Origin of the sequence: Lysobacter antibioticus (assembly GCF_000731095.1) — a bacterium.
GTDB lineage: Bacteria > Pseudomonadota > Gammaproteobacteria > Xanthomonadales > Xanthomonadaceae > Lysobacter > Lysobacter antibioticus_B.
In genome coordinates this window covers 64778-80207 of record NZ_JMTZ01000006.1, presented here as the reverse complement: position 1 = coordinate 80207, position 15430 = coordinate 64778, and the positions used below count along the sequence as shown (strand labels likewise).

The window sequence follows — 15430 nt, the reverse complement described above, 5'->3', positions numbered from 1 at the left end:
TCCATCGCCCACACGGATGCCACGCCATGAACCTGTTGCGCCATGTTCTGTCCATCGCCTTGCTGCTCGCTTCGCCGCTGGCATCGGCCGCCGACTTCGTCGTCGAAAGCCCCGACATCCGCGACGGCGACACGATCGACGCGCGCTACGTGTTCAACGGTTTCGGCTGCAAGGGCGCCAATCAGTCGCCGGCGCTGGCCTGGCACAACCCACCGGCCGGCACCCGCAGTTTCGCGGTCACCGTGCACGATCCCGACGCCGCGGGCGGCAAGGGCTGGTGGCATTGGGTGGTGGTCAACATCCCGGCCAAGGCCACGTTTCTCGACAGCGGCGCGAGCGCGGTTGCGAAGGCCTTCCCGCCGGGCGCCGTGCAGACCCGCAACGATTTCGGCAAGCCCGGTTATGCCGGGCCCTGCCCGCCGGCGGGCACCACGCATCGCTACGAATTCACGGTGTGGGCGCTCAAGGTCGACAAACTCAAGGTCGACGCCAACGCCGGCGGCGCCCTGGCCGCCTTCATGCTGCGCGATCACGTCATCGGCCAGGCCCGGATCACCGCGAACTACGGCCGCTGAGTCCGCGCCGGCGCGTCCCCCTCCCGGGTCCGCGTCCGGCTGGGGACAGGGGCCCGGGCGGCGGCCGATTCCGCCGTTCGCCACATTCCTGCCGCCCCCCACTTGACGCGCCGCACAACGACGGGTTATTGCTAGCCCCATGCACCCCGCCTTCGCCATCGCCCACAACGTCTCGACCCAGCCGCAAGGCGGGGTATCGGCGATTGTGCCGATGTCGATTACCACCACCGGTACCGGTACCACCTCTCACAAGGTGCGGACGGGCGTGTCCAGCTAATCGACCACGCCGCTCCGCACCCGACCAGGGTGCGGGCTGCCAGCCTCACCCGAACCGGGACACGGAGCTCCATCAGGAGTTTTCCATGTCGTCCGCTCAACCTCAGCCCGCCCTCGCTCAGCCAGGCCTCGCTCAACAAGGCCCCGACGACCCGCCCGAAGCGGCTGGGTCCGACGCCGAACCGTCCAAACCCGCGCAAGCCTTCGCCGCGTCACCGGCGCAGGAATCGGCCTATGCCCCGGTACGCGCGCCCGCACGCCATGCTCACAAATTCGGCGGCAGCAGCCTGGCCGACGCCGGCCGTTACCGCGTCGCCGCCGGCCTGCTCGACGACGGCGCAGCGCAACGGGTGGTGGTGGTCTCGGCGATGCAGGGCGTCACCGATGCGCTGGTCGCCCTGGTCGCCGACGCCCGCGCCGGCCAGAACTGGGTACCGGCCTGGTCCGAGCTGCGCCAGCGTCATCTCGACACCGCCGACGCACTCGACGGCCAACACCGTCACGGTGCACACGCGGCGATCGAGACCGACTTCGATGGCCTGCGCGCGGCGCTCGAAGCGCTCGCGACCGCCTCCGACGGCGCCTACGCCGATGCCCTGCCCGGCCTCGGCGAAGTTCTGTCTTCCTACCTCATGCATGCCGCACTCGGCAGCGATGGCGCGGGCTGGACGCGGCTCGACGCGCGCGAGGTGCTGGTGGTGCATCCGGGCGAGATGGGCGTCGGCGTGGATTGGGCGCTGAGCCGCGCGCGCCTCGCCGACTGGCGCAAACACCATGCCGACAACGACGTCGTCGTTACCGGTTTCGTCGCCCGCGACACCCAGGGCCACGACACCACGCTCGGCCGCAACGGCAGCGATTATTCCGCGGCGATCTTCGCCAACCTGTTCGACGCCGATGCGCTGACGATCTGGACCGACGTCGACGGCGTGCTGTCGGCCGACCCGCGCCTGGTGCCCGATGCGGTGTGCCTGCCGACGATGTCGTATGCCGAGGCCTGCGAACTCGCTTATTTCGGCGCCAAGGTCCTGCATCCGCAAACGCTGGCGCCGGTGCAGCAACGCGGCATCCCGCTGCGCATCCGCAACACCCGCAATCCGCAGGCGCCCGGCACCTTGATCAGCCTGGTGTCGGAACCCGATGCGGCGCCGGTCAAGGGCTTGAGCCTGGTCCACGACTTGGCGGTGCTGGAACTGATCGGCAACGGCATGGTCGGCGTGCCCGGCACCGCCGAACGCCTGTTCGGCGCGCTGCGCAGCGCCGGCGTGTCGGTGACGATGATTTCGCAGGGCTCGTCCGAGCATTCGATCTGTTGCGTGGTGCGCGCCAACCAGGCCGCACGCGGCCGCGACGCCATCGTCGCCGCCTTCGCCGATGCCATGGCCGACGGCCAGGCCCAGGAAGTCACCGTCACCCCGGACATCTGCGTGCTCGCCGCGGTCGGCGACGGCATGGTCGGCACGCCCGGCGTCGCCGCGCAGTTGTTCGACGGCCTGGCCAAGGCGCGCATCAACCTGCGCGCGATCGCCCAGGGCGCCGGCGAGCGCAACATCTCGGTCGCCATCGCCGCGCGCGACGCCACCCGCGCCCTGCGCGCCGCGCACTCGGCGTTCTGGCTGTCGCCGCATTGCCTGTCGATCGGGTTGATCGGCCCCGGCAAGGTCGGCCGCGCCCTGCTCGCGCAACTGCACGAAGCGCAATCGCGTTTCCAGCGCGACAGCCGCCACAACAAGGTCGACCTGCGCCTGCGCGCGATCGCCGACAGCCGCCGCATGCACTTGGCGCCGCGCGCGATGGCCTTCGAGGATGCGCACGAGGCGCTGGCCGCCGATGGCGTGGAAACCCTGGACCTGGAACGCTTCGCCGCGCACGTACGCGCCGAGCACATCCCGCATGCCTTGATCGTCGATTGCAGCGGCAGCGACGCGGTCGCCGCGTTCTATCCGCAATGGATCGCCGCCGGCATTCATATCGTCACGCCGAGCAAGCACGCCGGTTCCGGCCCGCTGGCGCGCTACGAGGCGATCCGCGAGGCCGAGCGCAGCGGCGGCCAGTTCCGCTACGAAGCCACGGTCGGCGCCGGCCTGCCGGTGATCCAGACCCTGCGCTCGCTGCTCGACACCGGCGACGAACTGACCGAAGTCGAAGGCATCCTCTCGGGCACGCTGGCCTGGTTGTTCAACCGCTACGACGGCCAGACCGCGTTCTCCGAACTCGTGCGCGAAGCGCATGCGCTGGGCTATACCGAACCCGATCCGCGCGACGACCTGTCCGGCACCGACGTCGCCCGCAAGCTGGTGATCCTCGCCCGCGAAGCCGGCCGCGCCTTGTCGCTCGACCAGATCGAGGTCGAGAGCCTGGTGCCGGAAGCGCTGCGCAGCGTATCGAAGGAAGAATTCTTCGAGCGCCTGCACGAACTCGATGCGCCGCTGCAGCAGCGCTTCGACGCCGCGCGCACCGCCGGCCTCAGCCTGCGCTACCTCGCCCGTCTCGATCGCGAAGGCCGCGCCAGCGTCGGCGTGGTCTCGCCGCCGCCGGGCCATGCCGCCTTGCACGGCGCGCTCACCGACAATCTGATCCAGTTCCGCACGCGCCGTTACGCCGATAATCCGCTGGTGGTGCAAGGCCCCGGCGCGGGCCCGGACGTCACCGCCGCCGGCGTATTCGGCGACCTGCTGACGATCGCGCAAACCCTTGGAGCCCGTGCATGAGCGCCGCTTTTTCTTCCGCCTCCTCTTCCGCTCCGTCGGCCGCCGACGCAGCCGCGCAGCGGCGCCAGGCCAGCGCGTTCGCGCCGGCCAGCGTCGGCAACATCGGCGTGGGCTTCGACCTGCTCGGCCATTCGATCGAAGGACCGCGCGATGTCGCCACGGTGCGGCGCATCGAGGCGCCCGAAGTACGCATCCGCGCGATCCGCGGCGACGTGCCCGGCGCCGACTCGCTGCCGCTGGAAGCCGCGCGCAACACCGCCGGCCAGGCCTTGATCGCGCTGCGCGAAAAACTCGGTCTCGAGCACGGCTTCGAACTCGAACTCGACAAAGGCATACCGCTCGGCTCCGGGCTCGGCGGCTCGGCGGCGTCCTGCGTCGCCGCGTTGGTCGCGGCCAATGCGGTGCTCGCGCAACCGCTGTCGCGCGATGCGCTGTACGAATTCGCCCTCGACGGCGAATCGGTGTCGAGCGGCAGCCGCCACGGCGACAACGTCGCGCCGATGTTGCTGGGCGGTGTGGTCATGGCGACCTCGACGCGGATGATTCCGCTGTCGGTGCCCGACTGGCTGTACGCAGTCGTCGTGCATCCCGACCAGGTGCTGGAAACGCGGCGCGCCCGCGCCGTGCTCGCCGATCCGTATGCGCTGCCCTTGGTGGTGAAGCAGAGCGCGCACCTGGCCCTGTTCCTGACCGGCTTGCAGCGCGGCGACGCCGGCCTGCTGCGCGAAGGCTTGGTCGACCTGCTGGTCGAACCGCGCCGTGCACCGTTGATCCCCGGCTTCGCCGCGGTCAAGGCGGCGGCGCTCGATCACGGCGCGCTCGGCGCGAGCATTTCCGGCGCCGGCCCGAGTTGCTTCGCCTGGTTCGCTTCGCGCGCCGAAGCCGCTGCGGCGGCACCGGCGATGCAGCAAGCCTTCGCCGATGCCGGCTTCGATTCGCGCGCTTACGTCACGCCGGTGGCGGGACCGCGCGCGGAGGTGATCGGGTAGCGGAAAAGCAGAGCCCCCCCTGCCCCTTTCAAAAAGGGAGGGGACAGCAACGGCAAGAGCTTCCGGCTTCCGGCTTTCACCTACTTCCCGCCTCCACCTATTCGACGTGCTTGTCTTCCCCCTTTGATAAAGGGGGACCGAGGGGGACTGCTCTCCCTGCAAGCGCAACACCATCACTTCCGGACATCGCATGAACTTCCTCAGCACCCGCGGCAACACCCCGCCGACCGCGATCGACCAGGCACTCGTCGCCGGTCTCGCGCCCGACGGCGGGCTCTACGTGCCCGAACGCATCCCGCCTTTGTCGCAGCCGCTTAAAGCCGAACGCCTCACCGACACGGCGCAGACAGTCCTGGCACCGTATTTCGAGCACTCGCGCCTGCGCGAACGACTTGCCGAGATCTGCGAGCGCGCATTCTCCTTCGATGCGCCGCTACGCCCGCTGTCGCGGCCCGACGACTGGTTGCTCGAGTTGTTCCATGGCCCGACCGCCGCGTTCAAGGACTACGCCGCGCGTTTTCTCGCCGAAGCGCTCGCCGGCCTGCGCGAGGCCGATGCGCCGCCGACCACGATTCTGGTCGCGACCTCGGGCGACACCGGCGCCGCGGTCGCGGCCGCCTTCCATCGCCGCCCCGGTTTCGAGGTGGTGATCCTCTATCCCGATGGCCGCGTTTCGCCGCGCCAGGCGCACGGCCTGGGCTGCTGGGGCGACAACGTCCGCGCGCTGCGCGTCGACGGCGATTTCGATGCCTGCCAGCGCCTGGCCAAGCAAGCGCTGTCGGACGAAGCCCTGCGCGCGCAACGGCCGCTAAGTTCGGCCAACAGCATCAGCCTCGGGCGGCTGCTGCCGCAGGCGGCGTATTACGCGCATGCCGCCGCACGCCATTACGCCGAACGCGGCGAGCCGCTCAACTTCATCGTCCCCACCGGCAACCTCGGCAACGCCTGCGCCGCCTTCGTGGCCAAGCGCATGGGACTGCCGATCGGCGAGATCGTGCTGGCGACCAACGCCAACGACACCTTGCCGCGCTATTTCGCCGGCGCCGACTATCTTCCTCAGCCGACCCGGGCGACCCTCGCCAACGCGATGGACGTCGGCGCGCCGAGCAACTTCGAGCGCCTGCGCCATTGGCACCGCGACGATGCCGAACTGCGTGCCGCGGTGCGCGCGGTCGGCGTCGACGACGCCACCATCACCGAGACCATCCGCAACGCGCCGCAGCGCCACGGCATCGTGCCCTGCCCGCACACCGCGACTGGCCTGCACTTGCTCGAGACCCTGCGCGCGCAAGGCGACGAACGCCCCTGGGCGGTGGTCGCGACGGCGCACCCGGCCAAGTTCGACAGCATCGTCGAGCCCTTGATCGGTCATGCCGTGGAACCGCCGCCGGCGCTGGCCGAATCGCTGGCCCGGCCGGCGAGCGCGGAGCCATTGGCGGCCGACTATGCGGCGCTGCGGGAGCGCTTGTTGGCGGATGGCGCCTAAAGGGATCGCCCGCGGTCTATGTACCCCTTTGAAGACGGGGCCACGCCTGGCGCGTGAACATGAAGTCTGAACGCGCCGACGCGAGGGGATTTGCTTCCACCGCTGAGATCGAAGCCAAAGCAAATCCCCCCTCTCCAAAGTGGGGCAGCCAGCGATCGCCCTCTTTGGAGTAGAAGGACCGGCAATGGTCGGCAAGACACATTCGCCGGACCAGGCGGGCTGTGACCGCTCGCACGCGTCCGGATGGTTTTTCCAGAAACTATTGACAAGCCCAGAACGGGCATGTTCTTCTCGCTGACATGACGCAGCGCAACAACCACTCGCAGACGACTTCGGTCCAGGCCCAGCAGGCCTCGAACGACGCCGCGCGCGTTGCGCTCCGACACGGTCCGGCCATCGCCACGATTATTCTCGTCCTCGTACTTATTACCTCGCTTACCAGCGCGGGAGTCGGGTTCGTGTAGCAAAACCACACAACCCAGGTCGAAAGAACCTAGACCCCGCGCCCGAAAGGCGCGGGGTTTTTCGTTTTAAGGCCCTGGGTTCCTGTCGCCAACGACTTAGGAACACCTGTTCGTGAGAAGCAACGCCATCAAGCAAGGCCCGGCCCGAGCCCCCGCACGCGCGATGTTGCGTGCGACCGGCCTCGACGACGCGGCCATCGCCAGACCGCTGGTCGCCGTCGTCCACACCTGGTCCGACGTTTCGCCGTGCAACATCACCCTGCGCGACCTGGCCCAGCACGTGCGCCGCGGCGTGCACGACGGCGGCGGCACGCCGATCGAGTTCAACACCATCGCCGTCACCGACGGCATCGCGATGGGCACCGACGGCATGCGCGCCTCGCTGGCCTCGCGCGAAACCATCGCCGACTCGATCGAGCTGGCGGTGTCCGGCCATTGCCTGGACGCGATGGTGCTGCTGGTCGGTTGCGACAAGACCATCCCGGCCGCGGCGATGGCCGCAGCGCGTCTGGATATCCCGACCGTGATCCTCTACGGCGGCACGATCATGCCGGGCCATTGCCCGTCGAAGGCCGGCCAGGACGACAAGCCGCTGACCGTGCAGGACGTGTTCGAGGCGGTCGGCGCGCATTCGGCCGGGCGCATCGACGACGCCGAGCTGCATCGCATCGAATCGCATGCCTGCCCCGGCGCCGGTGCCTGCGGCGGCCAGTTCACCGCCAACACCATGGCGATGGTGCTGACCTTCCTGGGCCTGTCGCCGCTGGGCCTCAACGACATCCCGGCGATCCACGCCGACAAGCCCGAGGCCGCGCGCGCCTGCGGCGAAATGGTCATGCAACAGTTGCGCAATGGCGGGCCGAGACCGCGAGCGCTTCTCTCTCCCCATGCGTTGCGCAACGCAGCGCGCGCGGTCTCGGCCACCGCCGGTTCCACCAATGCGGCCCTGCATCTGTTGGCGATCGCCCACGAAGCCGGCGTCGCCTTCGACCTGGAAGAGTTCGAAGCCGCCGCGCATACGCCGGTCATCGCCGACCTGAAACCGGGCGGCCGCTACACCGCCGCGGAGATGTTCGAATTCGGCGGTGCGGCACTGGTGGCTCGCGAATTGAAAGCGGCCGGTTTGATCGAGGATATTCCGACGGTCACCGGCCGTTCCTTTTTCCAGGAACTGGCCGAGGCCCGGATGGCCGACACCCAGGACGTGGTGCGCCCGATCGCCGACCCGCTGAAGCCGCGCGGCGGCTATTCGATCCTGTACGGCAACCTGGCGCCCGAAGGCTGCATCCTCAAGCTGGCCGGTCACGGCCGCGAACACTTCGCCGGCCCGGCGCGCGTGTTCGATTCCGAAGAAGCCGCGTTCGCTGCGGTGCAGGCGCGCCGGATCAACGCCGGCGACATCGTGGTGATCCGCTTCGAGGGTCCCGCCGGCGGCCCCGGCATGCGCGAAATGCTGGCGGTCACCGCCGCGCTGGTCGGCCAGGGCCTGAGCAACGACGTCGCGTTGATCACCGACGGCCGTTTCAGCGGCGCCACCCACGGCTTCATGGTCGGCCATATCTCGCCGGAAGCCGCGCACGGCGGCCCGATCGCGCGTCTGCGCGAAGGCGACGTGGTCAGCATCGACGTCAAGACGCGTCGTCTCGACGTCGCCGCCGACCTCGCCGCGCGCGAGCCCGCGCGTATCGAACCGCGCGTGACCACCGGTGTGTTGGCCAAGTACGCGCGCCTGGTCGGCTCGGCCTCGCAGGGCGCGGTTACCGCGCCCGGCCCACTGCAATCGCCGACCCCGAAAAAGATCGACGCGGCATTGATCGACACCCCGTTTCCAGAACCCGCGTGACCGCACCTCCGCTCACTCCTCACTCCTCCGCACTCACTCCTTCCTACCGAGATCCGTCATGACCACCAGCACCGCCTCCCGCCCCAAGATCGCCATCGTCGGCTACGGCAGCCAGGGCCGCGCCCATGCGCTGAACCTGCGCGACTCCGGCTTCGACGTCACCGTAGGCCTGCGCCCGGGCGGCCCGACCGAGATCAAGGCCAAGGCCGACGGCTTCACCGTCAAGTCGCCGGCCGAAGCCGTCGCCGGCGCCGAGCTGGTCGCCGTACTGACCCCGGACATGGTCCAGGCGCAGCTCTACCGCGACGTGATCGAACCCAACATCGCCCAGGGCGCCTGCCTGCTGTTCGCGCACGGCTTCAACGTGCACTACGGCCAGATCGCCCCGCGCGCCGACCTCGACGTGGTGCTGGTCGCGCCGAAGGGCCCCGGCGCGCTGGTCCGCCGCGAATACGAAATCGGCCGCGGCGTGCCGAGCGTCTACGCCGTGCACCAGGACACCAGCGGTCGCGCCGAAGAGTTCGCCCTGACCTATTGCGGCGGCATCGGCGGCGCGCGCCAGAACGCGATCAAGACCACCTTCAAGGAAGAGACCGAGACCGATCTGTTCGGCGAACAGGCGGTGCTGTGCGGCGGCGCGACCAAGCTGGTCCAGGCCGGTTGGGAAACCCTGGTCGAGGCCGGTTATCAGCCGGAAGTGGCCTACTACGAGTGCCTGCACGAACTGAAGCTGATCGTCGACCTGTTCTACGAAGGCGGCGTGACCCGCATGCACGAGTTCATCAGCGAAACCGCCCAGTACGGCGCTCTGACCCGCGGCACCTACGTGGTCGACGACAACACCAAGGCGCAGATGCGCAAGGTGCTGGCGGAAATCCAGGACGGCACCTTCGCCCGCCAGTGGATCGCCGAATACGCCTCGGGCAACGCCAACTACAAGAAGCTCAAGCAGGGCGACCTCGATCATCCGATCGAAGCCGTCGGCAAGAAGCTGCGCGCCAACATGAAGTGGCTGGACACCGCGCCCAAAGCGCAGACCGCCGCACCCGCCGCGCCCCGCGGCGAACGACAGGAAGAGGCCGCCTGATGAACGGTGCCCGCTGGCTGGTGCAAGCACTGGCCGCAGAAGGCGTGGACACGCTGTTCGGTTATCCGGGCGGCACGATCATGCCTTTCTACGATGCCCTGCACGGGTCGGACCTCAAGCATGTGCTGGTCCGTCACGAGCAAGGCGCGGCTTTCGCGGCCAACGGCTATGCCCGTGCCAGCGGGCGAGTCGGTGTATGCGTAGCCACGTCCGGTCCGGGCGCGTCGAACCTGGTCACCGGCATCGCCGACGCGATGCTGGACTCGGTGCCGATGGTCGCCATCACCGGTCAGGTCGCGACCTCGCTGATGGGCACCGACGCGTTCCAGGAACTGGACGTGTTCGGCATGACCATGCCGATCGTCAAGCACAGCTTCATCGTGCGCCGGGTGGATGATCTGCCGGGCATGGTCGCCGAAGCCTTCCGGCTGGCGCGTTCGGGCCGTCCGGGCCCGGTGTTGATCGATCTGCCCAAGGACGTGCAGAACGCCGACGCCACCCATCTGGCCGCGCACGTGCCGCTGCCGACCGATCCGGTGCCTAGCGCGCCGGACGCGGCGTATCACGAAGCCGCGGCGCTGATCGCACATGCGCAGAAGCCGCTGATCTACGGCGGCGGCGGCATCGCTCTGGGCGATGCGGTCGAATCCTTCCGCGCCTTCGTCGACGGCTGCCAGATCCCGGCGGTGCTGACCCTGAAGGGCCTGGGCGCCCTGCCGGCCGCGCATCCCTTGAACCTGGGCATGCTGGGCATGCACGGCAACCGCGCCGCCAATATGTCGGTGCAGGAATGCGATCTGCTGATCGTGGTCGGTGCGCGCTTCGACGACCGCGCCACCGGCAAGCTGGCCGAGTTCGCACCCAACGCACGCGTGGTCCACATGGATCTGGACGCCTGCGAAATCGGCAAGCTGCGTCACGCCGATGCCGCGGTCAACGGCGACCTGCGCCGCGCGCTGGATGCGCTGACCCCGCCGTGCACCGCGCAACTGCGCGGCCGCAACGGCAACGCACGCCGCAGTTGGCGCGACACCTGCCTGCAACGCAAGCGCGACTGCACGCCGCGCTACGACGCACCCGGCGAAAGCGTGTACGCGCCGTCGCTGCTCAAGCGTCTGTCGGAGCTGGCACCGGAAGCGGTGGTCAGCTGCGACGTCGGCCAGCACCAGATGTGGGTCGCCCAGCATTGGCGCTTCGACGACCCGCGCAAGCACCTGACCAGTGGCGCCCTCGGCGCGATGGGCTTCGGCCTGCCCGCGGCGATCGGTGCGCAACTGGCGCTGCGCCGCGACGGCGAGCCGGAGCCGCAGGTCATCTGCGTCAGCGGCGACGGCTCGTTCCTGATGAACGTGCAGGAGCTGGCCACCGCCGCGCGTTACCGCCTGCCGGTGAAGATCGTCCTGCTCGACAACCAGGCCCTGGGCATGGTGCGGCAGTGGCAGGAACTGTTCTTCGAACGCCGTTATTCCGAGATCGACCTGTCCGACAACCCGGACTTCTGCGCCCTGGCCACCGCGTTCGGCATCAAGGCCATGTACGTCGACCGCGCCGACTCGGTCGAGGAGGCGCTGGCCTACATGCTCGACACCCCGGGCCCGGTGCTGCTGCACGTCGCCATCGACCAGGCCGCCAACGTCTGGCCGCTGGTGCCGCCGAACCACAACAACGCCCAGATGCTCGACCCCGAGGCCAACGACGCCGACGCGATCGTCAGCCTGACGCCCCCCACCACCGCCGAGAAGGAGGACGCCCATGCGATACCAGCTTGAACTGACCCTGCGCCAGGCCGAAGGTGCGCTGGCTCGCGTATTGGGCGCCGCCGAACGTCGCGGCTTCCGTCCCCTGTCTGTGGACGGCGAGGCGCAACCCGACGGCGATCGCTGGCATCTGCGCATGACGGTGGAGGGCGACCGCGCCGACTCCGCCCTGCAGAGCCAGCTCGCCAAGCTTTACGACTGTCTTGCTGTCGAGGTTTCCCCATGCACCTGAATGCCGAAATCCTGGAGCGTCCGGCGCAAGCCGAGGCGCAATCGCCCGCACAGGCCGCCTCGACGATGCGCGAGCGGGCTTATGCGCCGGCTCGCAGCGAAGCCCCGAGCGCGGAAGTCGATGGTTCGAGCGCAGCTCGTGGCTCTGAGTCCCATGCTCGGAGCGAAGTCCCCCGTGCTGAAGTCGAAGCGCCGACCTCTGCTGAAAACTCTGAGTCCCGCGCTCGCAGTGAAGTCCCGACTTCTTCGCAGCAACCGCTCATTTGGTTCGACGGTAACTTCATCTCCGGCGACACTCCGGAAGCGCCGCTGACCACTCACGCCATGCATTACGGCACCGCGGTGTTCGAGGGCATCCGCAGCTACGCCACCGCCGACGGCGGCGCGGCGGTGTTCCGCCTGCCCGAGCACATGGAGCGCATGCGCAAGGGCGCGCAGATGTTCGGCATCGACTTCGATGTCGAACGCGCGAGCGAGGCGACCTTGGCGACCCTGCGCGCCAACGGCCATCGCGATGCCTACATCCGTCCGTTGACCTGGATGGGCACCGGCACCATCGGCCTGGACGTCGATCCGCTGACCCAGCATTTGATGATCGCGACTCTGGCCAAGGTCGTGCACCTGGGCGGCGCGCGCACCCGCCTGACGGTGTCGCCGTGGAAGCGCAACCCGGCCACCTCGCTGCCGGCGCTGAAACTCAGCGGCGCCTACGTCAATTCGATCCTGGCCAAGCGCGAAGCCAAGCAACGCGGCTTCGACGAAGCACTGTTCACCGACGACAAGGGCTATGTCGTCGAGTGCACCGGCGCCAACGTGTTCATGGTCAAGAACGGCGCGATCACCTCGGTCGACCATCGCGACGCCCTGCCCGGCATCACCCGCGACACCATGATCGAGCTGTCGGGCGCGCAGTCGCGCGAAGTGACCTTGCACGAACTGCTCGACGCCGACGAAGTCTTCGTCTGCGGCACCGCCGCCGAAGCGACCGCGATCGCCGTGCTCGACCGCCGCGAGTTCGGCGACAACCCGGTCACGCGCGAGCTCGCCGCCCTGTATGCACGCGTGGTGCGGGGCGAGGAATCGCGCTACGCCTCGTGGCTGACCCCGGTCTGACGCCGTGGACTGCGACGTAGCCAGCCTGGCCCAAGTCAGCGCCGCCGATCTGTTGGCGGCGCAGGCGCGGCTGCGGCGTTATCTGGAACCCACCCCGCTGCACCACGCCGAACGTTTCGGTTGCTGGCTGAAGCTGGAGAACCTGCAGCGCACCGGCTCCTACAAGGTGCGCGGCGCGCTCAACGCGTTGTTGGCGGCGCGCGAACGCGGCGATCACCGCACCGTGATCGCCGCTTCCGCCGGCAACCATGCGCAAGGCCTGGCCTGGGCGGCCTATCGCCTGGGCATCAACGTCATCACGGTGATGCCGCGCTGCGCGCCGCAGACCAAGATCGCCGGCGTCGCCCACTGGGGCGCCACCGTGCGCCTGCACGGCGAGACCTACGACGAGGCCAAGGCCTTCGCGATCGAACTGGCCGACCAGCACGATTACCGCCTGCTGTCGGCCTTCGACGACCCCGACGTGATCGCCGGCCAGGGCACGGTCGGTCTGGAACTGGCGGCGTTCGCGCCCGACGTGGTGATGGTGCCGATCGGCGGCGGCGGCCTGGCCGCCGGCGTGGTCCTGGCGCTGAAGTCCGAACTGCTGGCGCGCACCCCCGCGGCGCGGCGCATCCGCGTGATCGGCGCCCAGGTCGAAGGCGTCGACTCGATGGCGCGCGCGCTCAAGGGCGACCGCCGCCTGATCGAACCGGTCGCGACCCTGGCCGACGGCGTGCGGGTCAAGGACCCGGGCCGCCTGACCGAACGCGTGCTCGAGAGCATGCTCGACGACATCGTCATCGTCCGCGAAGCCGAGCTGCGCGAGACCCTGGTCCGCCTGGCCCTGGAAGAACACATCATCGCCGAAGGCGCCGGCGCCCTGGCCCTGGCCGCGGGCCGCCGCATCGTCGGCAAGCGCAAATGCGCGGTCGTCTCCGGCGGCAACCTGGATGCCGGCGTGCTGGCGCGCCTGCTCTCGGAAGTGCGCCCGCGCGCGCCGCGGCGCCCGCGCCGCCGCACTCGCGAAGCGCTCGGTCGCGAGACCGCAACCATCGAGGCGGACATTTATACGCTGGCCAATCTTCCTCCCGCGCTGCGACTTAGCCGGGGCCCGAGCGGCCCCGACTCCCGCCCGGCCACCGACGCCCCGTATTCCATCCGCCATTCAGCTGTAACAGAGGAAGTCCCCGCATGAACGACTCGCCAGGACCGGTAGTAGCGATTACCGACGCGCCTCAACACGTCACCATTTTCGACACCAGCCTGCGCGACGGCGAGCAATCGCCCGGTTGCAGCATGACCGCCTCGCAAAAACTCCGTTTCGCCCACGCCCTGTCCGAACTCGGCGTCGACGTCATCGAAGCCGGCTTCCCGGCCAGCTCCGAAGCCGATCTCGAAGGCACCCGCGCGATCGTGCGCGAGGTGCGCGGCTCCACCCTCGCCACCCTGGCGCGCTGCCATTCCGGCGACATCGAAGCCTGCGCGCGCGCGCTGGAGGGCGCCGCCAGGCCGCGCATCCACGTGTTCATCTCGACCAGCCCGCTGCACCGCCAGCACAAGCTCAACCTGGACAAGGAGCAGGTGATCGAACGCGCGATCGCCGCGGTCGAGCAGGCGCGCAAGTACGTCGACGACGTCGAATTCTCGGCCGAGGACGCGCTGCGCACCGAACACGACTATCTGGCGCAGATCTGCAGCGCCGCCGTCGCCGCCGGCGCGCGTACCCTGAACATCCCCGACACCGTCGGCTACACCACGCCGAGCGAAATCCGCAGCCTGTTCGAGTACCTGCGCGCGAACGTGCGCGATGCCGACCGCGCCGTGTTCAGCGCCCACTGCCATAACGACCTGGGACTGGCCGTGGCCAACAGCCTGGCCGCGATCGAAGGCGGCGCGCGCCAGGTCGAGTGCACCATCAACGGCATCGGCGAGCGCGCCGGCAACTGCGCCCTGGAAGAACTGGTGATGGCGCTGCGGGTGCGCAACGCCTATTACAACGTCGGCACCCGCATCGACACGCGCCGGCTGGTGCCGACCTCGCGCCTGCTGTCGCGCATCACCGGCATGGTGGTCCAGCGCAACAAGGCCATCGTCGGCCAGAACGCCTTCGCCCACGAATCCGGCATCCACCAGCACGGCATGCTGAAGCACCGCGGCACCTACGAGATCATGCATCCGGAAGACGTGGGCTGGGCGCAGTCGCAGATGGTGATGGGCCGCCACAGCGGCCGCGCCGCCTTGAGCGACCGCCTGCAGACCCTGGGTTTCGCCCTGGACGAGGCGCGCTTGAATGCGGTGTTCGCCGGCTTCAAGGCCCTGGCCGAGAAGAAGCGCGAGGTGTTCGACGCCGACCTGGAATCGCTGGTGCTCGGCGCCGACGCCAAGGCCGCCCGCGGCCATCGCCTGGTGCGCGCCCACGTCAGCACCGGCGTCGCCGACGGCAGCCTGCCGACCGCGAGCGTGCAGTTGCTCGACCCCGATGGCGCCGCGGTCAGCGAGGCGGCGATCGGCGACGGCCCGGTGCACGCCTTGTTCGCCGCGCTCGCGCGCGCGACCGGCGTGGCCTTGCGTATCGACAGCTACAACGTGTCGAGCGTAACCACCGGCGACGACGCCCAGGGCCAGGCCAGCGTGACCGCGCGCATCGACGGCATCGAGATGACCGGCTCGGGCACCAGCACCGACATCATCGAGGCCAGCGCCCTGGCCTGGCTCGATGTCGCCAATCGCATTCGCCGCACGCAACAGGCGCCGCAGCGGCTGACGGCTACGGCATGAATCTCGCCCCTCTCCGGCCGTCGCGTCTTCCCGAAGTCGTCATCCCCGCGAAGGCGGGGATCCAGAGACTTCAGAGTGCTGCTGCGATAGAGCCCTGGGTCCCCGCCGTCGCGGGGACGACAGCCGAAAGACTCGGCT

General features: G+C 69.2%; 11 protein-coding genes. All 11 read left to right on the top strand.

What is annotated here, in order from left to right; translation table 11 throughout:
• Nucleotides 1-26: 26 nt before the first annotated feature.
• The 11 genes from EX88_RS0101970 to EX88_RS0101915 all read left to right on the top strand — a co-directional run bounded on the left by EX88_RS0101970 (nucleotide 27) and on the right by EX88_RS0101915 (nucleotide 15292).
• Nucleotides 27-575: a YbhB/YbcL family Raf kinase inhibitor-like protein gene (locus tag EX88_RS0101970; protein WP_031370340.1), complete on the top strand. Its 549-nt coding sequence runs from the start codon at nucleotides 27-29 to the stop codon at nucleotides 573-575.
• Between the two features lie 362 nt (nucleotides 576-937).
• Nucleotides 938-3562, top strand: coding sequence for a bifunctional aspartate kinase/homoserine dehydrogenase I (gene thrA, locus EX88_RS0101965; protein ID WP_081930549.1), 2625 nt, complete (start codon nucleotides 938-940; stop codon nucleotides 3560-3562).
• On the top strand, nucleotides 3559-4551 hold the full coding sequence (locus EX88_RS0101960) for a homoserine kinase (protein ID WP_031370338.1): 993 nt from the start codon (nucleotides 3559-3561) through the stop codon (nucleotides 4549-4551). Before thrA ends, EX88_RS0101960 begins: the two co-directional genes overlap by 4 nt.
• A gap of 190 nt (nucleotides 4552-4741) precedes the next feature.
• Nucleotides 4742-6037 carry a threonine synthase gene (gene thrC / locus EX88_RS0101955; RefSeq protein WP_031370337.1) on the top strand — a complete coding sequence of 432 codons (1296 nt, stop codon included), beginning with the start codon at nucleotides 4742-4744 and terminating at the stop codon, nucleotides 6035-6037.
• Nucleotides 6038-6613: 576 nt separating this feature from the next.
• Nucleotides 6614-8344 (top strand): dihydroxy-acid dehydratase, encoded by a 1731-nt coding sequence (locus EX88_RS0101945; protein ID WP_036147829.1) that lies wholly within the window; start codon nucleotides 6614-6616, stop codon nucleotides 8342-8344.
• Between the two features lie 58 nt (nucleotides 8345-8402).
• A complete protein-coding gene (gene ilvC, locus EX88_RS0101940; RefSeq protein WP_051884318.1) occupies nucleotides 8403-9431 on the top strand; it encodes a ketol-acid reductoisomerase in 1029 nt (342 codons plus the stop codon).
• On the top strand, nucleotides 9431-11200 hold the full coding sequence (gene ilvG, locus EX88_RS0101935) for an acetolactate synthase 2 catalytic subunit (RefSeq protein WP_036147827.1): 1770 nt from the start codon (nucleotides 9431-9433) through the stop codon (nucleotides 11198-11200). Before ilvC ends, ilvG begins: the two co-directional genes overlap by 1 nt.
• Nucleotides 11184-11420 (top strand): ACT domain-containing protein, encoded by a 237-nt coding sequence (locus tag EX88_RS0101930; protein WP_031370333.1) that lies wholly within the window; start codon nucleotides 11184-11186, stop codon nucleotides 11418-11420. Before ilvG ends, EX88_RS0101930 begins: the two co-directional genes overlap by 17 nt.
• A gap of 323 nt (nucleotides 11421-11743) precedes the next feature.
• Nucleotides 11744-12532, top strand: a complete 789-nt coding sequence (locus EX88_RS0101925) for an aminotransferase class IV (RefSeq protein ID WP_051884317.1) — start codon at nucleotides 11744-11746, stop codon at nucleotides 12530-12532.
• Between the two features lie 4 nt (nucleotides 12533-12536).
• Nucleotides 12537-13709 (top strand): threonine dehydratase, encoded by a 1173-nt coding sequence (locus EX88_RS0101920; RefSeq protein WP_031370331.1) that lies wholly within the window; start codon nucleotides 12537-12539, stop codon nucleotides 13707-13709.
• On the top strand, nucleotides 13706-15292 hold the full coding sequence (locus EX88_RS0101915) for a 2-isopropylmalate synthase (protein ID WP_031370330.1): 1587 nt from the start codon (nucleotides 13706-13708) through the stop codon (nucleotides 15290-15292). Before EX88_RS0101920 ends, EX88_RS0101915 begins: the two co-directional genes overlap by 4 nt.
• Nucleotides 15293-15430: the final 138 nt, after the last annotated feature.